Origin of the sequence: Marinobacter sp. (assembly GCF_041984545.1) — a bacterium.
Classification (GTDB): Bacteria; Pseudomonadota; Gammaproteobacteria; order Pseudomonadales; family Oleiphilaceae; genus Marinobacter.
The window spans coordinates 67588-90924 of sequence record NZ_JBHIXV010000016.1; the positions used below are offsets into that span (position 1 = coordinate 67588).

Below are 23337 nucleotides of genomic sequence, written 5' to 3' on the forward strand. Positions count from 1 at the left end.
GGATGTCCGGGCGATGACGAGGCGCGTATTCTAACGCCCGCCGGTGATGCTGTCATGGCAGCGGCCGGGCCACTGGCGTGGGGCGCCTGCGGGCGGCAAAGATACGACGGCGGGGGCCGGCTGTATTTGCGGTCGGGAGGATTAAGTTGGATAATGTGCGCCCAATTTTCCAAGTGCCAACTGCAGAGGTCCAAGCGTGAGTCACGAACAGATCAATCAGCACCTGTCCAACTGGACGGAAAGAGAATCCACTGCGGAAGCCATGATTCCGCTGATCGGCCGTCTCTACCGCAAGAACAACGTGGTTACGTCTGTGTATGGCCGCGCCATCATCAACCAGTCGGTGATCGATATCATCCGCGCCCACCGGTTTGTGCGTCAGGTTGAGGACAGCGAGTTGTCTGTCCACGACACGCTGCCCATTCTGCAGGCCATGGACAAGCTTGAGCTGGGTCGTGCCCACGTGGATATCGGCAAGCTCGCCGTCAAGTTCAAGGCCGAGGGTGGCGATCTGACCGAGTTTCTCAAGCGCGAGATCGGACCGATTGTGGGGCAGTATCCGGCGCAATCTGAGGAAGACGCCAACAAGGGCACCAAGGATGTGGTGCTGTACGGTTTCGGCCGCATTGGTCGTTTGCTCGCCCGTATCCTGATCGAGAAGGCCGGCGGCGGCAACAACCTGCGCCTGCGTGCAATCGTGGTTCGTAACGGCGGTGCCGATAACGATCTCGAGAAGCGCGCCAGCCTGCTGCGCCGCGATTCCGTTCACGGTCCGTTCGATGGCACCATCACCGTGGATGAGAAAGAATCTGCCCTGATTGCCAACGGCAACTACATCAAGGTGATCTATTCCGACGGTCCGGACAAGGTGGATTACACTCAGTACGGCATCAACAATGCGATTGTGGTGGACAACACCGGTAAGTGGCGTGACGAAGCCGGCCTTGGGCTGCATCTCAAGTCCAAGGGCGTGAGCCGGGTTATCCTGACTGCCCCGGGCAAGGGCGACATCAAGAACATCGTCTATGGCATCAACAACGACTGGATTACCGACGAAGACAAGATTCTCTCGGCGGCCTCCTGTACCACCAACGCCATCACGCCGGTGCTGAAAGCTATCGATGACGAGTACGGGATTGAAGACGGCCATGTGGAGACCGTGCACTCCTATACCAATGACCAGAACCTCATCGACAACTATCACAAGGGCAGTCGCCGCGGCCGCAGTGCGCCCCTGAACATGGTCATTACCGAGACAGGTGCGGCCAAGGCTGTCGCCAAGGCCCTGCCGGCCCTGAAAGGCAAGCTGACCGGTAATGCGATCCGGGTGCCGACGCCCAATGTGTCCATGGCCATCCTGAACCTGAACCTCAAGAAAGAGGTGGATGTGACCGGAGTGAACGACTACCTGAGAGACATGGCTCTGCACTCGGAGCTGCAAAAGCAGATCGATTTCGTGAACTCTCCGGAGGTGGTGTCCACCGATTTCGTTGGCTCACGTCATGCCGGCGTGGTGGATGCGCAGGCAACGATTGCTGGCGGCAAGCGCCTGATCCTGTATGTCTGGTACGACAACGAGTTCGGCTACAGCGCCCAGGTGGTTCGCGTGGTCAACCAGATGGCTGGTGTTACCTATCCGATCTTTCCCAAGCGCGCACGGGACTGATCTGCGCCTGGCGTCCCGGTGAACATTCGGGCCCTGAGAACCCCGGCAGCGAGAGCTGTCGGGGTTTTTCTTTTGTGCCAGAGTGTGAAGTGGGCGGTTTACGAAGCGGTACAAACCCATTCTGGTTTCTGGTGGAAATAGAATTCCTTAATCCTTATAATTGGCGCGATTTTGGGTACGTCTGGCACTCCGTTTCTCATTCACTTCCTGGGCCGCAGTGGTCGGGCGTTACGAATCCATTAAACAGTTTCTGATGATTGGACGAGGCTAATGATCAAGATCAAAAAAGGCCTGGATCTTCCCATCAGCGGCGCTCCCGAACAGACCATTACAGATGGCAAACCCGTTCGCCACGTGGCGTTGATCGGTTTTGACTACATCGGCATGAAGCCGACAATGGCTGTGAAAGAGGGGGACCGTGTCAAGCGCGGCACGCTGCTGTTCACGGACAAGAAGACCGAGGGCGTTCGTTACACTTCTCCGGCTGCCGGCGTTGTGAAAGAAATTAACCGCGGTGAGCGGCGGGTGTTCCAGTCGATCGTTATCGAAATTGATGGCGACGATGCGGAAACCTTTGCCCGTTACAGTGAGGCAGACCTGGCGGGCCTGGAACGTCAGCAGGTTGTTGACAATCTGGTGGAGTCGGGTCTCTGGACGGCGTTCAAGACGCGTCCTTACAGCAAGGTGCCTGCAATCGACTCGGCCCCCCATTCCATTTTTGTGTCGGTCATGGATACCAACCCTCTGGCGGCGGATCCGACCGTGATCATCAAAGAGAACAGCCAGGCGTTCGAGAAAGGCCTGACCCTGCTCACCAGGCTGACCACCGGCAAAGTCTTCGTGACTGGCAAGCCCGGCTCCAATGTGTCTGTTCCCAAGTCAGATGCGGTGGAAGTGCACCAGTTTGACGGTGTGCATCCGGCTGGCAATGTGGGTACCCATATCCATCATCTCGATCCTGTTTCCGTCAGCAAGACGGTCTGGACCATCAACTATCAGGACGTGATCGACATCGCCAAGCTGTTTGAAACCGGTGAGTTGCCGGTCGAGCGGATCGTGGCCATCGGCGGTCCGAAGGCCCTGAAGCCCCGACTGGTGCGTACCCGTGTCGGTGCCTTCCTGCCGGAACTCCTGGATGGCGAGATTGCCACAGACTGCGACGTGCGGGCCATTTCCGGATCCGTGTTCGGTGGTCGCCGGGCGGATGGCCCCTGTGCCTACCTGGGTCGGTTTGCCAACCAGGTTTCGGTGCTGGAAGAGGGCAACAAGCGCGAGTTCATGGGCTGGCTGTCGCCGGGCCCGAACAAGTTCTCGGTGCTCAACATCTACCTGTCCAAGCTAGCGCGCGGCAAGCTGTTCAATTTCACTACCACCACCAACGGCAGTGAGCGCGCCATGGTGCCGGTGGGAGCCTATGAACAGATCATGCCCCTGGACATCCTGCCGACCCAGCTGCTGCGCTCGCTGATTGTCGGCGACACCGAAATGGCACAGAAGCTCGGTGCACTGGAGCTGGATGAAGAAGATCTGGCGCTGTGCACATTCGTGTGCCCGGGTAAATATGAGTACGGTCCGATTCTCCGCGAGAACCTGACCCGAATCGAGATCGAGGGCTAATACGATGGCTATCAGACAGTTTCTCGATGGAATCGAGCATCATTTTGAAAAGGGCGGCAAGTATGAGCGCTGGTATGCGCTCTACGAAGCCGTGGACACCATTTTCTATACTCCCGGAAAGGTGACCTCAACCACGGCTCACGTGCGTGATGGCGTTGATCTCAAGCGCATCATGATTACCGTGTGGCTGTGTACCTTCCCCGCCATGTTCTTCGGTATGTGGAACATCGGCTTCCAGGCCAACAGCTTCCTGGCGGCCAATCCGGATGCCATGGTGGCCGATGGCGGTTTGCGCACGGCCTTTATCCAGGCGCTGGCGGTAACCGGCGCTGGTGCCGGCGTATGGGATAACTTCGTCTACGGCATGGCCTACTTTGTGCCCATCTACTTCGTGACGTTCGTGGTGGGTGGCTTCTGGGAAGTCCTGTTTGCCACCGTGCGTCGTCACGAAGTGAACGAAGGCTTCTTTGTAACCTCCGTGCTGTTCGCGCTGATCTGCCCGCCCACCATCCCCCTGTGGCAGGTGGCCCTCGGTATTACCTTCGGCGTGGTGATCGGTAAGGAAGTGTTTGGCGGTACCGGCAAGAACTTCCTGAACCCGGCGCTGACCGGCCGCGCGTTCCTCTACTTCGCCTACCCGGCCCAGATTTCCGGTGACACCGTGTGGACCGCTGTCGACGGCTTCAGCGGCGCAACCGCCCTGAGCTGGGCAGCGTCTGGCGGCCTGGAAGCGCTCGAGAGCCAGATTGGCTGGATGAACGCTTTCATCGGCACCATTCAGGGTTCCATGGGCGAAACCTCCACCCTGGCCATTCTCATCGGAGGCCTGATTCTGCTGGTGATGAAGATTGCCAGCTACCGCATCGTGGGTGGTGTGTTAATCGGCATGATTGGCATGTCGCTGCTGCTGAACCTGGTTGGCTCTGACACCAACCCGTTCTTCGGTGTGCCGGCCCACTGGCATCTCGTGATGGGTGGCTTTGCCTTCGGCATGATGTTCATGGCAACGGATCCCGTCTCAGCGGCCATGACCAACACCGGTCGCTGGTGCTTCGGCATCCTCGTGGGCGTGATGACCGTGCTGATCCGCGTGATCAACCCGGCCTTCCCGGAAGGCATCATGCTGGCGATCCTGTTCGCTAACCTGTTTGCGCCGCTGATGGACCACTACGTGGTTCAGGCCAACATCAAACGGAGGCTCGCTCGTGGCTAAAGCTAAAGAAACCGTCTCCCGCACACTGATCGTTGCGCTGGTTCTGAGTATTGCCTTCTCGGTCGTGGTTTCCACCGCGGCCGTTATGCTGCGCCCGGCGCAGATCAAGAACCAGAACCTGGATATCAAGACCAACATCCTGTCGGCGGCCGGCATGCTGGAGCCCGGCTCCAGTGCCGATGAGATCGAGCAGCAGTTCGCAAAGTTCGACGTCCGGCTAGTTGACCTCGATACCGGCGAATTTGTTGAGCCGTCCGCCGTGGGCGTGCAGGACCCGATGAAGTACGACATGTACAAGGCGGCGTCTGATCCGGCCATGTCGGTCAACATTCCTTCCTCGGAAGACAAGGCGGGCATCAAGCGCCGGCCCAACGTAGCCAAGGTGTACACCATGAGCGAGAACGGCGAGATCACCCGGGTGGTTCTGCCGATTCACGGTTACGGCCTGTGGTCAACGCTGTATGGGTTCATTTCGCTTGAAGGCGATCTCAACACCATCGAAGGCCTCGGCTTTTATGCCCACGCTGAAACACCGGGACTGGGTGGTGAAGTCGACAACCCTCGCTGGAAGCAGCAATGGACCGGCAAGGAACTCTACAACGAGGACAAGACCGAGCCGCAGATCCAGCTGGTGAAAGGCGGCGTCAGTGCCAACACGCCGGAAAAGGAGCACAAGGTTGATGCGCTTTCCGGTGCTACCCTGACCAGTCGTGGTGTGCAGCAGCTTGTCAATTACTGGATGGGCGACCGCGGATACGCGCCTTTCCTGAAAAAACTTCGTGAAGGGGAGGTCTGATCATGGCAGATGCATCCGCCAAACAGGTTCTCTTCGAACCAATCTTCAGCAACAACCCGATTGCCCTGCAGATCCTGGGTATCTGTTCGGCGCTGGCGGTGACCACCAGCATGAACGTGACTCTGGTCATGTGTGCTGCGGTAACCGCAGTAACGGCGTTCTCCAACCTGGCGGTCTCGCTGGTGCGGACCCAGATTCCGGGCAGCATCCGGATCATCGTCCAGATGACCATCATTGCCTCCCTGGTTATCGTGGTGGACCAGGTGCTCAAGGCCTACGCCTATGAGATATCCAAGCAATTGTCGGTGTTCGTTGGTCTGATCATTACCAACTGCATCGTGATGGGCCGGGCGGAAGGCTTCGCCATGAAAAACGGTCCATGGCTCAGCTTCCTGGACGGCATCGGTAACGGCCTTGGTTATTCCGTACTGCTGATCTTCGTGGCGTTCTTCCGTGAACTGCTGGGCGCCGGCTCGCTGTTTGGCGTGTCCATCATGCCGGTCGTCAACGAGGGCGGATGGTACATTCCGAACGGCCTGTTGCTGCTTCCGCCGAGCGCGTTCTTCATTATTGGTCTGGCAATCTGGGGCCTGCGTACCTGGAAACCGGAGCAGGTTGAAGAGCCGGATTACAAGATGTCTCGTCACGTCGCCAAGGAGGCCTTCTGATGGAACACTATATCAGTCTGATTCTTAAGGCCGTTTTCGTTGAAAACATGGCGCTGGCGTTCTTCCTGGGGATGTGTACCTTCCTGGCCATCTCCAAGAAGATCGAGGCGGCAACCGGTCTCGGTATTGCCGTGGTGGTTGTACTGACGGTCACCGTTCCCGTAAACAACCTGCTCTATAACAGCATTCTCCGTGAGGGAGCGCTGGCGTGGGCGGGTTTGCCGAACGTGGACCTGAGCTTTCTCGGCCTGCTGACGTACATCGGCGTTATCGCCGCGATTGTCCAGATCATGGAAATGGTACTGGACAAGTACATCCCGGCTCTCTATGCCGCATTGGGCGTGTTCCTGCCTCTGATCACCGTGAACTGCGCCATTCTGGGTGCCTCCCTGTTCATGGTTGAGCGGGATTACACCTTCGGCGAGAGTCTGGTGTACGGCTTCGGTGCCGGCCTTGGCTGGGCCCTGGCTATCATTGCGCTGGCGGGAATCCGAGAGAAGCTCAAGTACAGTGACGTTCCCGAGGGCCTGCGTGGCCTGGGCATCACCTTCATTACGGTTGGTCTGATGTCCCTGGGCTTCATGTCCTTCTCCGGTATCTCACTGTAATCCACCCGGTGATTCGGTTTAACGAAAAGGCGAGACCATGAATACAGAAATCATTCTTGGCGTGGTCATGTTCACCGTTATCGTACTGGCCCTGGTCGCAGTGATTCTTGCGGCCCGGTCCAGGCTGGTAAGCACCGGTGATGTGACCATCGAGATCAACGACGATCCAGAACACACGGTCAAGACCGAAGCCGGCGGCAAGCTGCTCGGTACGCTGGCCAACAACGGTATTTTCCTGTCCTCCGCCTGTGGCGGCGGTGGTACCTGCGCACAGTGCAAATGCAAGGTGCTGGAAGGCGGCGGTGCCATGCTGCCAACGGAGAAGACCCACTTCACCAACCGTGAAGAGAAAGAAGGCTGGCGTCTGTCCTGCCAGGTTCCTGTGAAACAGGATATGAAGGTGGAAGTGCCGGAAGAGTTCTTCGGCGTCAAGAAGTGGGAGTGCGAGGTTATCTCCAACCACAACGTTGCCACTTTCATCAAGGAACTGGTACTGAAGCTTCCTGAAGGTGAGGAAGTCGACTTCCGCGCCGGCGGTTACGTGCAGCTGGAGTGTCCTCCCTACGAGATCGATTTCAAGGACTTCGATATCGAGGAAGAATTCCACGAGGACTGGGACAAGCACAACATCTGGCGCTACAAGGCCGTCAACAAGGAAGAGACTATCCGGGCCTACTCCATGGCGAACTACCCGGAAGAGAAGGGCGTGCTCAAGTTCAACATCCGTATTGCTACGCCGCCTCCGGGTACCGACCATCCGCCGGGCATCATGTCCAGCTATGTGTTCAATCTGAAGCCGGGTGACAAGGTGACCGTGATGGGGCCGTTCGGTGAATTCTTCGCCAAGAAGACCGATGCCGAGATGGTGTTCATCGGTGGTGGTGCCGGTATGGCGCCGATGCGCTCTCACATCTTCGACCAGCTCAAGCGTTTGAACTCCAAGCGTAAGATCAGCTTCTGGTACGGGGCACGAAGCGTCCGCGAGATGTTCTACGTGGAAGACTTCGACATGCTTCAGGAAGAGAACGACAACTTCGAGTGGCACGTGGCCCTGTCCGACGCGCTGCCGGAAGACAACTGGGAAGGCCCGACCGGCTTTATCCATAACGTGCTTTACGAGAACTACCTCAAGGACCATCCGGCGCCTGAGGACTGCGAGTTCTACATGTGCGGGCCCCCTATCATGAACGCATCCGTCATCAAGATGCTCAAGGATCTGGGTGTTGAAGATGAGAACATCATGCTGGATGACTTCGGGGGCTAAGCACGACAGATGACATCCCGCATGATTCGACCCGCCAGGGTGACCCTGGCCAGCGCGCTTTCAGCGCTGGCCCTGGTTGTTCTGGCGGGTTGTTCGTTTCAGCCCGAGGAACAGGTCTGGGAGATCTCCGGCCCGGTATTCGGCACCACCTACCACATTAATGTCGTATTGACGGAAGATCAGGAAAGGCTCGAGACTCTGGCCAGTGGCATCGAAGCCGTTCTGGAGAACGTGGATGCGTCCATGTCTACCTGGCGCGCCGATTCCGAACTCTCCCGGTTTAACCGGATGGTCGACCAGTCCGAATGGGTACCGGTGTCGAACGGCATGCTGGAAGTGCTGCAGACCGCCCAGGAGGTCTCGAGGCTGACCAGTGGCGCCTTTGATGTGACCATTGGCCCGGTGGTCAACCTCTGGGGTTTTGGACCCGAGGCGCGGCCAGAGCAGGTGCCTTCGCCAGAGGCGCTGGATCAGGTGCTGGCTGCAACCGGTTTCGAGAAACTTGAGCTGAGGGCGGACCCGCCGGCGGTGAGGGCGACGCCAGCCCAGTACGTTGACCTGTCCGCCATTGCCAAGGGCTACGGCGTGGACGTGGTGGCGCGGTTTCTCGAGGGAGAGGGCATCAAGGCGTACCTGGTGGAGATTGGCGGCGAAGTGCGTGTGAACGGCCGCAAGCCTGACGGCAGCGCATGGCGGCTCGCGATTGAGCAGCCGGTATCTGAGGGTCGGCAGGTAAACCGTGTGGTGGCGCTGGAATCCCGCGCTATGGCAACATCGGGTGATTATCGTAACTATTACGAATCGGAAGGTCGTCGCTATTCCCATACAATAGACCCGGAATCCGGTGAGCCCATTACTCATAACCTGGCCTCGGTTACGGTTCTGGCAGACGACTGCATGACCGCAGACGCCCTGGCCACGGGCTTTAACGTGATGGGATACGAGCGAGCCAACGAACTCGCGGTGCGGGAAAACATTCCCGCCTATTTTATTGTTCGGACGGAAGACGGCTTCGAAACGCATCAGACGCCGGCCTTTTCGTCCTTTGTGACTCAATAGGGGAGGGCAACATGGGTACCTTTCTTCTGGTTCTGTTTATTGTGGTGCTGTTGGTGGCGGCCATGTCGATTGGCGTGATTTTCGGTCGCAAGCCGATCAGTGGCACCTGTGGCGGCATTGGTGCCCTCGGCATCAGCCAGTCCTGCGAGATCTGTGGTGGCAACACCAAAAAATGCGAAGAGGAAAACGAGCGCCTTGCCAGGAAGGGCGGCGAAGAGCTCGCTTACGATGCGACCAGGGCAGACGGGCAATAAGCCGACCCGGTGTTGCTGACGCACAATACATACCCACGACGTAGATAAGGAGTCACTGCGCGCATGGCAGAACATCATTACGACGTCGTCGTTATCGGCGCCGGACCGTCCGGCGAAGGCGCGGCGATGAATGCGACGAAACACGGCAAACGTGTCGCGATCATCGAGGACAAGCCGACCGTTGGTGGTAACTGCACTCACTGGGGCACCATCCCCTCCAAGGCGCTGCGTCACTCCGTCAAGCAGATCATTACCTTCAATACCAACCAGATGTTCCGGGATATCGGCGAGCCGCGCTGGTTTTCCTTCCCGAGGGTGCTCCAGAATGCCCAGAAGGTGATCGGCAAACAGGTAAAGCTGAGGACCCAGTTCTACGCCCGTAACCGGGTGAATCTGATCAACGGCCGCGCATCTTTTATCGACAAGAATCGCATTGAGGTCCGTGGCAGCAAGTCCTCGGAAATCCTGCACTTCAAGCAGGCGATCATTGCCACCGGCTCACGGCCTTACCTGCCGCCCGATGTGGATTTTCGCCACCACCGGATCTACAACTCCGACACCATTCTCAACCTGTCGCACACCCCTCGCACCCTCGTGATTTACGGTGCCGGGGTTATTGGTTCTGAGTACGCGTCAATCTTTGCTGGCCTGGGTGTGAAAGTGGACCTGATCAACCCGGGCAGCCGGCTGCTGACGTTCCTGGACGATGAAATCTCGGATGCGCTCAGCTATCACCTGCGTAACAACGGTGTGCTGGTGCGTCACAACGAGCAGTACGAAAGCGTGGTGGGCGATGACCATGGCGTGGTGCTTTCGCTGCAGTCGGGCAAGAAAATCCGCGCCGATGCGTTCCTATGGTGTAACGGGCGCAGCGGTAATACCGAGAAACTCGGTCTGGAAAACATTGGCCTGGTGCCCAACGGCCGTGGCCAGCTGGCGGTGGACGAGCACTACCGGACCGAGGTGGAGAATGTCTACGCCGCAGGCGACGTGATTGGCTGGCCGAGCCTGGCCAGCGCTGCCTACGACCAGGGCCGCTCAGCCTCCTCGGACATCGTTCAGGACGAGTACTTCCGGTTCGTCTCTGACGTGCCAACCGGCATCTACACCATTCCTGAGATCAGCTCCGTAGGCAAGACCGAGCGCGAGCTGACCGAGGCCAAGGTACCCTACGAAGTGGGGCAGGCGTTCTTCAAGGACCTGGCGCGCGCCCAGATTACCGGTGAGGCGGTGGGCATGCTGAAGATCCTGTTCCACCGGGAAACGCGCCAGATCCTGGGGATTCACTGCTTTGGCGACCAGGCTGCCGAGATCGTGCACATCGGCCAGGCCATCATGAACCAGGAAGGGGAGGCCAACTCCCTGAACTACTTCATCAATACCACGTTCAATTACCCGACCATGGCGGAAGCCTATCGGGTGGCCGCGCTGAATGGGCTGAACCGGATCTTCTGATCCGGGTCAGCGGGAACTCGGGCTGAGATGGAACGATTTATCCGGCCCGATCCCTTCCTCCCCAACCGTTTCGATCGTCTCCTGAACGGGCAGATTCAGCAGGGTGCGGGACCGGTTATCAAAGAACATCCGGGTGCTCGTGGGATAGTCGGTGATAATGCTGTCCACGCCCATGCCTTCCAGTTGCAACATGTCGTGAATGCGGTTCACCGTCCAGGTGGATACATGCATTCCCCGCCGATGGGCGCTCTCAACCAGCTCTTTTGAGCACAGCTTCCAGTTGATGCAGAGGTACTCGCAGTGTAGCCGGGTAGCCACATTGATGGGCTTGGGAAATTTCCGGTCGCTGACAAGTCCGATGCGGATATTCCGGTTGCGCCGGCGAATCTCGTGCAGAAACCAGGTGTCGGAGGACGTAATGGCGACCTTTTCGTACAGATCCCGCCGCTGGATGATCTCGGTCAGGCGATTGCACAGGATGTTGAGTCGCTGACGCTTGTCCTTTTTTACCTCCAGTTGCAGATGCTCCAGATCGCTGAACTGATCCAGCAGGTCCTCCAATGTGGGGATGCCGGTTGCCGTGGGCCAGGAGCTGGTATTACGCCGGGCATCCATGGCTGCCAGTTCCTGGGCGGTGTACTGGCTGATGTTCCCCTTCTGGCTGGTTGTACGGTCCACGGACAGGTCGTGGACCAGCACCGGCTTGCCATCCTTTGAAAGAACAAGGTCCAGCTCGAAATGGCGAATGCCATGCCGATAGGCGTGGCGAAATCCGGGAAGTGTATTCTCGGGCGCTTCTCCCTTGGCGCCCCGGTGTCCGTAGACGATCATTCTGCTGTGTTTTCCTTCAGCCGGTCATAGATGGCCTGGCGTTTTTTCCAGGTGTCGTGGCAGAGCCGGATGTCCTCCAGGTACGCCGGTAATTCATTCATCAACAGGGCTTGCGGGCCATCCACCAGAGCCTTTTCCGGCTTCGGGTGGAAATCCACCAGCACCATGTTGGCGCCGGCAATGACGCCCTGCGCGGTGGCGTGCATCACATCCAGGATGCCTTCGGGGGACTGTTCCCGGCTACCCACGGAATGGGATGGGTCCACGCACACGGGCATACGTGTGAGGCGCTTGACGGCGGGCACATGGGCAAAGTCGACCATGTTCCGGTGCGGCTGGCCGGCCTCGGTTTTCATGCCGCGCAGGCAGAAAATGACGTTGGCATTACCTTCGCTGGCCAGGTACTCGGCCGCGTTCAGGGATTCGTTCAGGGTAATACCGAACCCCCGCTTGAGCAGAACCGGGTAGGTGCTCTGGCGGCCGATGGCCTTCAGCAGTTCAAAGTTCTGGGTATTGCGGGTACCCACCTGCAGCATGACACCGGTTGGCCGGCCCAGTTTTTCGAGACAGTTGTCGATTTCCTCAATGTGGCTCTCGTGGGTGATCTCCATGGCGATCACCTTGATGCCGTGCTTGCCGGCCTTCTCGAACACCCAGGGCAGGCAGCCCCGGCCGTGGCCCTGAAAGGAATAGGGGTTGGTACGCGGCTTGTAGGCGCCCATGCGCGTGCATACCTCGCCGTGATCTTCCAGGGCCTGCATCATCATTTCGACGTGCTCTGGTACATCCACGGCGCAAAGCCCCGCAAAGACATTCAGGTTGGACTGGCTGAACTCCACGCCGTTGTAGGTGAACCCGCTCTGGCGACGATCGTCCCGGTGCCGGCCAAGGATCCGGTAGTCTTCCGAGATACGGATGGCGCGCTCAACAGCGGGAAGGGCTTCGATTTCTTCCTTGTTGAGGGACTTGGTTTCCCCCAGGAGATAGATCTCGGTTAACCGCTGGCTGGCACCCTGTACCTCGTGGACCCGGATCGATACTCCCGGCAGATGCTCCAGGTAGTGCAGGGTGGTGCGGTACTCCTCGCTGTCCAGCGAAATGTTCGGATGCAGAATGGCTAGCATGATGTCTCCTTTCAGGAACCGGTGTCTTCAGCCCGGTGCCGCGCCTGCATGTACTCTCTGTGATTAAGATGCAGCAGGTCCGCCATGCGGCGAATAAGGTGTTCCTCGTATTTATCGATACGACCATCGGCAAAGGCCACGCGCCAGATACTCTCGAGCAGGGCCTGTTTGTCCTCCTGGTTGAGGTGCTCGTTGATCAGACCGGTAAACTCGTACATTGAGACGGCATCGTCCGCATGGCTAAGCGCATCGGCCAGGATTTCCTCGGCTTCCTCCCGCGACACCTGGTGCGCTTTTACCGCGCCGTCGACAATGGCCTTCAGCTCCCGTTCGTCCTCGTGCTGGTCGACCCTCGACAGCTGAACCATAAGGGCGGTGGCCGCCACGGCCAGTTGGTGGCTGTCGGGTTCCGGCTGATTGCCCTCGGGGCTGGCAAAGAGCTTTTTCAGTCGCTCGATCATGGTTTGGCTATCTGCTCCACTACGGTCGGTCGGGCCTGCTCTCAGGCGGCTTTGGCAAGTTGCCGCACCCGATGCTCCAGCTCGATCTGGTCGGCGGTGAACCGGCGAATGCCATCGGCCAGTTTTTCCGTGGCCATGGCGTCTTCATTGGACTCCCAACGAAACAGCTTTTCATCGATGGCGCCGGGACGGTCCTGACTGCTGGCAGACCCGGGTGCCAGTCGGCGCGGCAGCTCCCCTGTATCGTCCTGCAGTTCCTGCAGAAGGGCCGGGCTGATGGTGAGGCGGTCGCAGCCGGCCAGCATCTCAATCTCGCCGGTGTTCCGGAAACTGGCGCCCATGACCACTGTATCGAACCCGTTAGTCTTGTAGTAATTGTAGATCCGGCTTACCGACAATACCCCGGGATCCTCCGCGGCGGCGTAGCTGTCCCGACCACTGTTGGCCAGGTGCCAATCGAGGATACGACCCACGAAGGGTGAAATCAGGAAGGCACCCGCCTGGGCACAGGCGGCGGCCTGGATAAACGAGAACAACAGGGTAAGGTTGCAACGGATACCTTCTTTCTCGAGCTGCTCGGCCGCGCGAATGCCCTCCCAGGTAGAGGCGATCTTGATCAATACTCGGCTGGTGTCCACGCCCTGGCGATCGTACAGCTCCACCAGTCGGCGGGCGCGCTCCAGAGTGGCTTCGGTGTCAAAGGACAGGCGCGCGTCCACTTCGGTGGATACCACGCCCGGGATCAGGCCCAGGATCTCTTTTCCGGCCAGTACCGCCAGGGTATCCGTGGCCACAGTCAACTGCTCGGCATCGGACCCGCCCTGCCGGCGTGCCTCGGCCACGGCTTTGTCCAGCATCGGGCGGTAAGCCTCGGACGCGGCGGCTTTCAACAGCAGCGACGGATTGGTGGTGGCATCTTCCGGCCGCCACTTGGCAATGGCCTCGATATCGCCGGTGTCGGCCACGACTGTGGTCATGGCTTTCAGTTGTTCAAGTTTGCTGGTCATTCGTTCTGTCGTCCCGGTTGATCTGTTACTGGCACGCCCGACTCCCGGGCGCTGGCTATACGCCTACAATAACGGGCCGCCCTGACAGGAACAAGACAACAAAAGGTATGGCGGTGATTGACGCCGGTTACGCTTCGGCAATCTCGGCGTCAGGTTCGCGCACTTTATCGAGCGCTGTTTCGATGACTTCGAGGCCAGCGCCGGACTTGTGGGCGTTTTCGCTGATGTAACGTCGGAACTGGCGGCCTCCGGGTTGGCCGTGGAACAGCCCGAGCAGGTGTCGGGACATATGGGTAAGGTAAACGCCCCGCTCCAGTTCACTCTGGATGAACGGCAGCGTGGCCCGCAGTGCTTCGTGTCTGGTGCGCACCGGCGCGTCGGTGCCAAAGAACTCCGGGTCCACACCGGCCAGCAGCCAGGGATTATGGTAAGCCTCACGCCCGAGCATCACCCCGTCGGTGTAACGCAGATGCTCGTGGCACTCGTCAAAGGTCTTGATGCCGCCATTAATGATGATCTCAAGCTCGGGGTAGGTCGTCTTGAGCCGATATACCCAGTCGTACTTGAGTGGCGGAACTTCGCGATTTTCCTTTGGGCTCAGGCCCTCAAGAATGGCAATCCGGGCATGTACGATAAAGGTTCTGCAACCGGCGGCGGCCACTTTCTCCACGAACTCGCAGAGGTCGTCCCAGGATTCCCGCCCGTCGATGCCAATGCGGTGCTTGACCGTTACCGGGAGGTCTGTGGCCTCGATCATCGCCCGTACCCCCTCCGCGACCTTGTCGGGATGGCCCATCAGGCAGGCGCCAATCATGTTGTTCTGCACGCGATCGCTCGGGCAACCCACGTTCAGGTTTACCTCATCAAACCCGTAGTCCCGGGCCAGCTTTGCGCAATGGGCCAGCTCACCGGCATCGCTGCCACCCAGCTGAAGCGCGAGCGGGTACTCGGCTTCGTCGTGGCGAAGAAAGCGCGCCGTGTCGCCATGAATGAGGGCGCCGGTGGTGACCATCTCGGTGTACAGGAGCGTGTGTCGACTCAGCTGCCTGGCCAGGTAGCGATAGTGGCTGGTGGTCCAGTCCATCATCGGGGCCACGCAGAAGCGGCGGGAAAGGCCGGATTCGTTTGTTGTGGCGGAAGGTGATGATATGACAGACATTTCGGTTACCTGATCGACTGAATTGCGGGCAAAGCCGGCTATTACGCAGCTGAAACCGACCTAGTTTAACAGGGTTGGCCGGCTGATTTCCGTAGGGCTTTGGCGAAGCCCGGGTGAGGCTTTAGTTCGCCACTGCGGTTTCATCTGTCAGGGCGCTAGCCTTTCAAGAAGCTCGGCGGCCGACCCTTCGTGGCAGCCCGATGCGTTCTGCCCGCACCAGAGTGGTGAAAAATCGCCTGAGCCCGCCGCCTCGGCTGCCGCCCGTAGTGGTGCGACTGCGCCTGTGGCGAGAGGAAATGGGGGAGCCTCTCGGGAAATCGGGCCAAGCTCCCGGACCACACGGTTTACAATGCCCCGCGCCGGGCCTCCCGAGAACACATTGGTAACAGCAGTATGCCGGGCATTCGGGCTTTTCAGTGCTTCTCTGTGCACTGGCCTGGTGGTTGCCTCGCGACACAACAGAAAGGCGGTACCCACCTGGGCGGCGACAGCGCCGAGATCCAGAGCGGCTTTTACTCCCCGGGCATCGGCAATACCGCCGGCGGCAATTACCGAGATTTTCACCTTGGCGACGACCTGGGGCAGCAGGGCAAACGTACCCATTTGGGTAGTCATGTCCGTGCTCAGGAAAATACCCCTATGGCCACCGGCCTCAAGGCCCTGGGCAATGATGGCGTCGACACCGTGTTGCTCGAGCCAGATGGCTTCTTCAACGGTGGTCGCTGTGGACAGAACCTTGGCGCCCGTTCCGCGGACACGCTCCAGCAGAGAGGGTTCTGGCAGGCCGAAATGGAAACTCACAACCGCTGGGCGGAATTCCTCCACAATGGCGGCCGATTCAAGGTTGAAGGGCATTCGCCCTGGCCCGGAACTGATGGAATCAGAATTGATACCGAATTCCTGATAGAAAGGTTCCAGGGCCCGGCGCCAATTCTGTTCACGTGTTTCATTCTCGACTGGGGGCGTGTGGGCGAAGAAATTTAGGTTGAACGGGCGTCCGGTGGCTGCCTTTAATGTCTCGAGTTCAGCGCGCAGGGCATCCGGGCCCAGCATGGCACAAGGGAAAGAGCCCAAGCCACCTGCGTTTGAGACTGCAGCGGCCAGCCTGTAGTCCTGAACTCCTGCCATAGGCGCCTGGATAATTGGCAGTTCTGTTCCGAAAAAATTGCTCATGATCTCTCCCTCAAGTTGACCCTGGCATCAAATCTTCGCGGCAGCCACATGGTCGTTGCCGGCGCTGCGGGTCGACCAGACCGGATACGGTAGGCCGGCAAGCCGATTCATTATAAAGGCGTGAACAAGAAGCAAACCAACGCCGGCCATCAGTATGGGCAGTTGGGCCGGGTCAGGCATCAGCCCCAGGGACACAATCAGTGCCGTCGCGCCGGCAGGCGGGTGAGCCACGCGAAGCAGCACCATCAGGCACCCCGTCAGTCCCAATGAAAGTGATGCGGCGCCCACTCGCGCCAGATCGACGCCGGTGACAAAGGCCGAAGGGTGGTGCTGCAGGCCAAACAGGTAAAGGCTCAGTAGCCCCGCCAACGCCCCGATTAGGTGGCCGCACAGTGTGTTTCTTGGTGACGCCGGCTGGGCAAGAGGAACATAGAACAGGATAAAGGCCGTAGCGCCCAGGGACGGAAAGATAAAGGCTTCCTGTGTGATCAGCGCGACGAAGGAGACCAGCGCTATGCTGAGGCTACCGTTGATCAGATTGAATGCAGCCATCACCGTGGTTCGGCTGTAGCGACTTGCCAATCGCTCAAGATGTAAAGTCCGGACCAGGCCCCGGACCAGTTGCCAGCGCAGTTGCTCGTTCCGTAATCCCATAACCGATTGTGCCCTGATTTGGTGCAGAGAAAGGCGGGCGATCCTAATCAATGAGTAAAATCAAGGCAAACCGGTATTTTCGATAACCCTAAACGATTCAGGGCGGTCCGTCCTCGCCAGCGTGGCTGATCAGCACGCCGGGCGCGCCCTCCTCGAGCCGGGCCCGGATATGATCCGGAACGGGCAGCTTGGACATGCTCGAAGGCCGGATCATCACGTCGGTGATAGAGGAATCCGCGATGAACTGGCCGTCACTGTACCGGTAGAACTCCAGGTGCAGGGTGAACGAGGTGTTCCCGATCCTCCCTGTTCGTATCCGGGCTTCCAGAACATCATCAAACCGGGCAGGTGCTTTCCAGTTCACGGTAAAACTCACCACCTGGAAGTCCAGGTCCTGATCCAGCAGGCGCTGGTAATCCCCGAACAGTACCCGAATGTATTCGTTCACGGCGATGTCCACAAAGTCGCCATAGCGTGCGTTGAAGACAACGCCCTGGGCGTCGCATTCGCCGTAGCGCACGCGGAAGCGGAATCTGAAGACGTCATTTTGCGGATGGCTCATGGCAAATATCTCTAACCGGTATCGGAACATCCTGAGAGTAACACGAGTGTGGCGTTGCCATGGTCAGGCGATTGAGAGAAGTTTATGAGGCGTTGGTGACAGCTATTGACCGTCGGATAGCGGGTGCTGGTCACGGCAGACAAAGGCTGGAATGCGGAAAGTGAGTAATATTTCAGGATAATCCAGAAACCGAGGTATCCACGTGTCACGTCCTGAACCAAGCTCAAGCCAGGCCTCTAGAAACAATGCACGAATCTATATCACCGGCGGTGCCAGCGGCATCGGCTTTCAGCTGGCAAAGGTTTATGTGCGCGCTGGCTGCGCCGTTACACTGTTTGATATCCAGTCCACAGAAGCTGCCGTTACCGAGCTTTCCGCCCTCTCCGGTGCGATCCCGGTGCGTGCCTTCGTACTCGATGTCAGTGACGCGGCGTCGGTTCGGGAAGTGTTTGATCAGGCCGCAGCGGAAGCTGCGCCGGATGTGGTCATCCACTGTGCGGGTATCTGCATGGCCGCGCCATTTGATGAGATCGGCGATGATGCTTACACCAGGCTGATCAACATCAATCTGCTGGGCTCCCGCCATGTGGCGGCTGCGGTGCTGCCTCACATGAACGCGGGCTCCCATCTTGTCTTCGTGGCGTCCATGGCGGGGCTGGTGGGGTGTTACGGATACTCGGCCTACTGTGCTTCCAAATACGGAGTGGTAGGGCTGGCGGAAGTACTGCGTATTGAACTGGCGGCGAAAGGTATTGATGTGTCTGTGGTCTGTCCGCCGGAAGTGGAGACGCCGCTTGTGGTCGAGGAGCGGAAAAGCCGGCCGCGACAGACGGAGGCGCTGAAGCTTATGGCGGGAACGTTGCCGCTGGAGTATGCCGTAGCACAGATTCGACGGGGCATTGACCGGCGCAGATTCCTGATCATTCCCGGTAAGCGGGCGCGGGGGTTGTGGTTCACCAACAAGCTTCTGCCCGGATGCCTCACCCGCCGGCTGGCCGATTTTCTGGTCAAGCGCTGAAGTCGCGGACAGGGACCCTGACAAAGTAACCGGGCACTTGGGGTGCCGATAGGGTGGCGGTCAATCCGGGCCGGACTGTGGTTGCCGAAACGATGCCAGAATGTTCTGCCTTATTCCCGAGTGCTCCAATTCTTTCAGGGTTTGCGCCAGTTCTTCGGCGAGGCCCTGGTGACGCTTGTGGAGATAATGATGGAGCGTGAACTTTGCAACTGCATCAGGCAGGATGTTGAGCTTTTGCCATTTGCGCTCGGCAAGCGGCGTGATGCCTTCAATATCTGCAACGAAAGCCAGGTCAACGCGGCCCGACTCGAGCAGATGGAAAAGCTGATCGTAAGTTTCTGCGAGCATAACGTTCAGGCTCAGAGCCTCGGCCGCCTGTTCAGCGATCAGTACACCTCTACGAACGGCAACTGTCCAGTGATCGGCGTCTTGGTTCGCTGGCAGTATTGACAGTCGGTGATCCCGCGCCACAGCACGCAGCTTGCCTCTTAAAAGTGGAAATTCCACCCTGATCAAATCAGGATACTGGGCAGCCACAGAGCCGATTCGGAACAGATCGCCGTCCAGTTGACCTTTATTGGCCATGAACAACGCTCTTCTGGAAGGCGTTGTCACGGCGTCCATGCGAATACCAAGCGTTTCATAGGCTTCATTGAGTATCCGTATCGCCGCAGATGTGCTTGGGACGTTGTCGATAACAGCAATGCGCACGGAGTCAGGGCGGCGGTGATCAGAGGGCCTTGCAAGCGTTGGTAGAGTGAGGAGTACCACGAATCCGACAATGATTAGAGCTTTCGGGCTCATTGTTGTTATAACTCCCCGCACCAAAGGCCATGAAGAGTGACATGTAAACTCCGTGAAACCAGGCTACGGAGGAAATTCCCTTCGGTCGATATTTTTGAGTAACTGGATTTTCATCATGTTTTCTGACGGCAGATAGTCGAGGCGACGTAGGCTTCCACAGAGGGCGTATAGAAGCTGAAACCGCCTGCGAGTAGACTGGCGCCTCGTTCCCCTGATTGGAGTAGTAGCGATGCCACTGATGGTCCAGGCCCTGTTGCCGGTGTTTGTCCTGATCATGTTGGGGCACCTGTTCCGGCGTCTGGATTTTCCGGGAGGCGATTTCTGGCCCCAGGCGGAGCGCTTCACCTATTACGTGCTCTTTCCGGCCATGCTGGTGTTCAAGCTGGGCCAAGCGAGATTGCCGGTGTCTGCCTATGGCGACATTGCCGTGCTGATAGGTGCCATGCTCCTGGCCATGACGCTGGTACTGGCGGCAGCCCAGTGGATCTGGCGCTGGCAGGGGCCTGTGTTCTCGTCAGTTTATCAAGGTGCGATCAGGTTCAATTCCTACGTGGGGCTGGCGGCCGGGGGTATGCTGCTGGGCGATCAGGGGCTCTCTCTCACCGCCATTGCAGTGGCCATCATGGTGCCGCTGCTTAACCTGCTGTGCATTCTGATGTTTTCTCTGGTGGCGACGGATGGTCCGGTTCGGCTTGGGCCAGTGCTTCGGGCTATCGTCACCAACCCCCTGATCGTGGGTTCTGTGGTGGGAGTTGTCTGGAGTTTCTTTGAGTTCGGTTTCCATCCGCTACTCGCCGGCATTCTGGAACCCCTGAGCAACCTGGCATTGCCCATGGGGCTGATGACGGTTGGGGCCGGGCTGCAGGTGAAGGCGCTTCGCGGTGCTTCCATGCCCTTTATCGTGTCCTCGATGTTGAAGCTGGTGGCGTTCCCGCTCATGACGGCCGGGCTGGCCTGGATGTTGGGGCTCGACGGCCTGATGGTTCAGGTCGCGGTGCTTCTGGCGGCGCTGCCTACGGCCACCTCGGCGTATATCCTGGCGCGCCAGCTGGGAGGCGATGCCCCCCTGATGGCGGGCATCATCAGCGGCCAGACCTTACTGGCCATTGCCTCCATTCCTCTGATGTTGAGTATTCTCTGGTAGGCACTTGAGTACGGCGTCGACGATGCTTTGCTGGAACTGGTTGTAGCCGTCCGGTGACACCGCCACGTCGGTGGCCAGGGGGTCCCAGGTGCTGAAGGTGACATTCAGGCCCTGGGTGATCGAACGCCACCATTGGCGGTTGAACTGAGGCTCGGTAAGCAGGCAGGGATGGTTAGCCTTGCGCAGCTTGTCCTGCACCCCGGCGATATGGCGTGCGCCGGGAGAAAGCTCTGGATTGAGGGTGAGGACGCCGTCCAGCTGCAGATCGTAATGCCCGGCGAACCGGGTGAATGCATCGTGATAGGCAAACAGGCTGATGTTGTGGGCGGGTGCCAACTGCCTGCGGATGGTTTCGTCCATTTCCCTCACGCTGTCCGTGAAACGCGCCAGGTTCCTGTCCAGCGCACGAGTGTCCACGCCTTCAAGCGCTGACAGGGTCTGGTGGATGGTCTGTGCCATCTCAATGGCCAGTTCCGGATCAAGCCAGATGTGCGGATCTTCGCCGTCACCGTGGTTGTGGCCGTCGTCGTGTGCCGGCGCATCGTGACCGTGATCGTCATCATCAGCGTGCTCCACGTGCTCTCGGTGGGTGTTGTCGTGGTCGTCGTGCCCGTGTCCGTCGTCCCCAGTATTCGCTTGGTCCCGGGCCATGAGGGCAACAGTCCGGTGCCGGAACTCCTGCCCCGAAACCAGTCGACTCAGGAACGTTTCCATTTCCGGCCCCACCCAGAAGATCACCTCCGCTTCCTCAAGTGCCCGACGCTCGGACGGCTTCATGCTGTAGGTGTGCGGGCTTGAGCCGGGTGGTACCAGGGTGGTGGACTGCATGTCGTCCGTGGCCACGGCACGAACGATCAGTTCAACCGGTTTGATGGAGGCGACGATCTGAACGGCTGCCTGGGAGGCGGTGCTGAACGCCAGAGCGGCGAGCGCCGGGGCGATGGCTTTGGGGGAAACGCGCATGGGCACTGAGTCCTGTGTCTGAAAAGTAATGTTATAATATAACAACAATGAGGGTCATGCGAAAGTGGTCGATGGCCGGTATAATGCGGGCCTTTTAACGGCCACTGATTTCAGGAAGGTTTCATGACTGTACGTACCCGAATTGCTCCGTCACCCACCGGTGATCCTCACGTTGGTACCGCCTACGTGGCCCTGTTTAATCTCTGTTTTGCCCGACAGCACGGCGGGCAGTTTATCCTGCGGATTGAAGATACCGATCAGGCCCGGAGCACCGCGGAATCCGAGCAGGATATTTTGAAGGCGTTGCGCTGGCTGGGCCTGAACTGGGACGAAGGTCCCGATGTCGGTGGACCCTACGGCCCCTATCGCCAGTCAGAACGCAAGCATTCTTACCGCCAGTATGCCGAAGACCTGGTAACGGCTGGCCATGCCTTCTATTGCTTCCGGACACCGGAAGAGCTGGAGGCCATTCGTGAGGAACGCAAGGCCCAGGGGCTCAACCCTGGTATCAAGGGCGATCTCGAGTTGCCGGAAGAAGAGGTGAAGCGTCGTCTGGATGCAGGTGAGGCCTATGTGATCCGGATGAAGGTGCCGGATGAGGGTGTCTGCGAAATTGAAGACATGCTTCGTGGCACCATCGAGATTGATTGGGCGCAGGTGGATTGCCAGATCCTGCTCAAGTCTGACGGCATGCCGACCTATCACCTGGCCAATGTGGTCGACGACCACCTCATGGGCATTACCCACGTGCTGAGGGGTGAGGAGTGGATCAACTCGGCCCCCAAGCACAAGCTCCTGTACCAGTATTTTGGCTGGGATATGCCGGTTCTGTGCCATTTGCCGCTGCTGCGCAATCCGGACAAGAGCAAGCTGTCCAAGCGCAAGAATCCCACCAGCATCAACTTCTACGAGCGGATGGGCTTCCTGCCGGAGGCGGTCACCAACTATCTGGGCCGGATGGGCTGGTCCATGCCCGACGAACGGGAAAAGTTCACCCTGGATGAAATGATCGAGAACTTCGACATTCAGCGTGTTTCCCTGGGCGGCCCGGTGTTTGATGTCGAGAAGCTTCGCTGGCTGAACGGCCAGTGGCTGCGTGACGAATTGAGCGAAGAGCAGTTCATCGAGCGCATGCGCCAGTGGTGGTTCAATGAAGACGCCCTCCGTGCCCTGGTGCCGCACATCAAGGGCAGGGCGGAAGTGTTCTCGGATGTGGCACCCATGGCCCAGTTCATGTTCTCCGGCATGCTCAACCTCAAGCCTGAGGATTTTGCCCATAACAAACTGGAAGAAGCCCAGATCAAGCGGGTGTTGCAGTTCACTCTCTGGAGGCTGGAGGCCCAGCGCCACTGGAGCAAGGACACCATCTTTGCCGACATCAAGGCGCTGGCCAAGGCCATGGATCTGAAGATGGGGGATTTCATGTTCGCCATCTTCGTGGCCATTGCCGGAACGCCCAACTCCTGGTCGGTGATGGACTCCATGGCTTTGCTTGGACCCGACATGACCCGCTCGCGGCTGCGGCACGCACTGGAGGTGATGGGCGGGTTCTCCAAGAAGGAAACCAAGAAAGTGGAAAAAGAATACGCCGCACTGGGCGCGTAATAACCGGTTTGGCGAAGAAGTAATCGATCTGGACAGGGACGTTCAGAAAACTGAAAAAAAGTGTGTTCAAAAGGTTGACGCCCATAGGGCGTATCCTTAATATACGCAGCCGTTGAGGGGCCATAGCTCAGCTGGGAGAGCGCAACACTGGCAGTGTTGAGGTCAGCGGTTCGATCCCGCTTGGCTCCACCAATTTCTAGTCCCCTTCGTCTAGTGGCCTAGGACTCCGCCC

23 protein-coding genes and 1 tRNA gene are annotated in these 23337 nt (G+C 58.8%); 14 read left to right on the forward strand and 10 right to left on the reverse strand.

Annotation, left to right across the window (positions count from 1 at the left end):
- The first annotated feature begins 211 nt into the window (after positions 1-211).
- From ACFC20_RS09620 to sthA, 10 genes are all read left to right on the forward strand, one after another.
- Positions 212-1666 (forward strand): glyceraldehyde-3-phosphate dehydrogenase, encoded by a 1455-nt coding sequence (locus ACFC20_RS09620; protein WP_375192829.1) that lies wholly within the window; start codon positions 212-214, stop codon positions 1664-1666.
- 270 nt (positions 1667-1936) lie between these two features.
- On the forward strand, positions 1937-3283 hold the full coding sequence (locus tag ACFC20_RS09625) for a Na(+)-translocating NADH-quinone reductase subunit A (protein ID WP_375192810.1): 1347 nt from the start codon (positions 1937-1939) through the stop codon (positions 3281-3283).
- Positions 3284-3287: 4 nt separating this feature from the next.
- Positions 3288-4496, forward strand: a complete 1209-nt coding sequence (locus tag ACFC20_RS09630) for an NADH:ubiquinone reductase (Na(+)-transporting) subunit B (protein ID WP_091986270.1) — start codon at positions 3288-3290, stop codon at positions 4494-4496.
- Positions 4489-5292: a Na(+)-translocating NADH-quinone reductase subunit C gene (locus tag ACFC20_RS09635; protein ID WP_375192811.1), complete on the forward strand. Its 804-nt coding sequence runs from the start codon at positions 4489-4491 to the stop codon at positions 5290-5292. Before ACFC20_RS09630 ends, ACFC20_RS09635 begins: the two co-directional genes overlap by 8 nt.
- 2 nt (positions 5293-5294) lie before the next feature.
- Positions 5295-5960, forward strand: a complete 666-nt coding sequence (locus tag ACFC20_RS09640) for an NADH:ubiquinone reductase (Na(+)-transporting) subunit D (RefSeq protein ID WP_091986267.1) — start codon at positions 5295-5297, stop codon at positions 5958-5960.
- Positions 5960-6568, forward strand: a complete 609-nt coding sequence (nqrE, locus tag ACFC20_RS09645) for an NADH:ubiquinone reductase (Na(+)-transporting) subunit E (protein ID WP_375192812.1) — start codon at positions 5960-5962, stop codon at positions 6566-6568. The genes ACFC20_RS09640 and nqrE overlap by 1 nt, the downstream gene beginning before the upstream one ends.
- A gap of 37 nt (positions 6569-6605) precedes the next feature.
- Positions 6606-7832 (forward strand): NADH:ubiquinone reductase (Na(+)-transporting) subunit F, encoded by a 1227-nt coding sequence (gene nqrF / locus ACFC20_RS09650; protein WP_091986264.1) that lies wholly within the window; start codon positions 6606-6608, stop codon positions 7830-7832.
- Positions 7833-7841: 9 nt separating this feature from the next.
- Positions 7842-8891 carry an FAD:protein FMN transferase gene (locus tag ACFC20_RS09655; protein ID WP_375192813.1) on the forward strand — a complete coding sequence of 350 codons (1050 nt, stop codon included), beginning with the start codon at positions 7842-7844 and terminating at the stop codon, positions 8889-8891.
- 11 nt (positions 8892-8902) lie between these two features.
- Positions 8903-9145 (forward strand): (Na+)-NQR maturation NqrM, encoded by a 243-nt coding sequence (nqrM, locus tag ACFC20_RS09660; protein WP_375192814.1) that lies wholly within the window; start codon positions 8903-8905, stop codon positions 9143-9145.
- Positions 9146-9208: 63 nt separating this feature from the next.
- Positions 9209-10600 carry a Si-specific NAD(P)(+) transhydrogenase gene (gene sthA, locus ACFC20_RS09665; RefSeq protein WP_375192815.1) on the forward strand — a complete coding sequence of 464 codons (1392 nt, stop codon included), beginning with the start codon at positions 9209-9211 and terminating at the stop codon, positions 10598-10600.
- A gap of 6 nt (positions 10601-10606) precedes the next feature.
- Here the strand turns inward: sthA and ACFC20_RS09670 are convergent, their stop codons facing one another.
- The 8 genes from ACFC20_RS09670 to ACFC20_RS09705 form a co-directional block, all read right to left on the reverse strand.
- Positions 10607-11431 carry a glycerophosphodiester phosphodiesterase gene (locus ACFC20_RS09670; protein ID WP_375192816.1) on the reverse strand — a complete coding sequence of 275 codons (825 nt, stop codon included), beginning with the start codon at positions 11429-11431 and terminating at the stop codon, positions 10607-10609.
- Positions 11428-12555 (reverse strand): 3-deoxy-7-phosphoheptulonate synthase, encoded by a 1128-nt coding sequence (locus ACFC20_RS09675; RefSeq protein ID WP_375192817.1) that lies wholly within the window; start codon positions 12553-12555, stop codon positions 11428-11430. The genes ACFC20_RS09670 and ACFC20_RS09675 overlap by 4 nt, the downstream gene beginning before the upstream one ends.
- Positions 12556-12566: 11 nt before the next feature.
- Positions 12567-13016 (reverse strand): TerB family tellurite resistance protein, encoded by a 450-nt coding sequence (locus ACFC20_RS09680; RefSeq protein WP_375192818.1) that lies wholly within the window; start codon positions 13014-13016, stop codon positions 12567-12569.
- Between the two features lie 41 nt (positions 13017-13057).
- Positions 13058-14023: a transaldolase gene (gene tal, locus ACFC20_RS09685; RefSeq protein ID WP_375192819.1), complete on the reverse strand. Its 966-nt coding sequence runs from the start codon at positions 14021-14023 to the stop codon at positions 13058-13060.
- Positions 14024-14150: 127 nt separating this feature from the next.
- Positions 14151-15182 carry a tRNA dihydrouridine(20/20a) synthase DusA gene (gene dusA, locus ACFC20_RS09690; protein WP_375192820.1) on the reverse strand — a complete coding sequence of 344 codons (1032 nt, stop codon included), beginning with the start codon at positions 15180-15182 and terminating at the stop codon, positions 14151-14153.
- A 147-nt stretch (positions 15183-15329) separates the two neighbouring features.
- The gene (locus tag ACFC20_RS09695; protein WP_375192821.1) at positions 15330-16355 is read right to left on the reverse strand and encodes an NAD(P)H-dependent flavin oxidoreductase; all 1026 of its coding nucleotides are present in this window, start codon (positions 16353-16355) and stop codon (positions 15330-15332) included.
- A gap of 27 nt (positions 16356-16382) precedes the next feature.
- The gene (locus ACFC20_RS09700; protein ID WP_375192822.1) at positions 16383-17009 is read right to left on the reverse strand and encodes an HPP family protein; all 627 of its coding nucleotides are present in this window, start codon (positions 17007-17009) and stop codon (positions 16383-16385) included.
- A gap of 97 nt (positions 17010-17106) precedes the next feature.
- The gene (locus ACFC20_RS09705) at positions 17107-17571 is read right to left on the reverse strand and encodes an acyl-CoA thioesterase (RefSeq protein WP_375192823.1); all 465 of its coding nucleotides are present in this window, start codon (positions 17569-17571) and stop codon (positions 17107-17109) included.
- 202 nt (positions 17572-17773) lie between these two features.
- Between ACFC20_RS09705 and ACFC20_RS09710 the strand changes: the two genes are divergently transcribed.
- Entirely contained in the window at positions 17774-18589 is an 816-nt protein-coding gene (locus tag ACFC20_RS09710; protein ID WP_375192824.1) for an SDR family oxidoreductase, read from the forward strand.
- A gap of 60 nt (positions 18590-18649) precedes the next feature.
- Here the strand turns inward: ACFC20_RS09710 and ACFC20_RS09715 are convergent, their stop codons facing one another.
- Positions 18650-19393: a substrate-binding periplasmic protein gene (locus ACFC20_RS09715; RefSeq protein ID WP_375192825.1), complete on the reverse strand. Its 744-nt coding sequence runs from the start codon at positions 19391-19393 to the stop codon at positions 18650-18652.
- Between the two features lie 229 nt (positions 19394-19622).
- Between ACFC20_RS09715 and ACFC20_RS09720 the strand changes: the two genes are divergently transcribed.
- Positions 19623-20537, forward strand: coding sequence for an AEC family transporter (locus ACFC20_RS09720; protein ID WP_375192826.1), 915 nt, complete (start codon positions 19623-19625; stop codon positions 20535-20537).
- Here the strand turns inward: ACFC20_RS09720 and ACFC20_RS09725 are convergent.
- Positions 20490-21500: a zinc ABC transporter substrate-binding protein gene (locus ACFC20_RS09725; RefSeq protein ID WP_375192827.1), complete on the reverse strand. Its 1011-nt coding sequence runs from the start codon at positions 21498-21500 to the stop codon at positions 20490-20492. The genes ACFC20_RS09720 and ACFC20_RS09725 overlap by 48 nt on opposite strands.
- A 123-nt stretch (positions 21501-21623) precedes the next feature.
- Between ACFC20_RS09725 and gltX the strand changes: the two genes are divergently transcribed.
- Positions 21624-23105, forward strand: a complete 1482-nt coding sequence (gene gltX / locus ACFC20_RS09730) for a glutamate--tRNA ligase (protein ID WP_375192828.1) — start codon at positions 21624-21626, stop codon at positions 23103-23105.
- A gap of 116 nt (positions 23106-23221) precedes the next feature.
- Positions 23222-23297 (forward strand) — tRNA-Ala (locus ACFC20_RS09735).
- Positions 23298-23337: the final 40 nt, after the last annotated feature.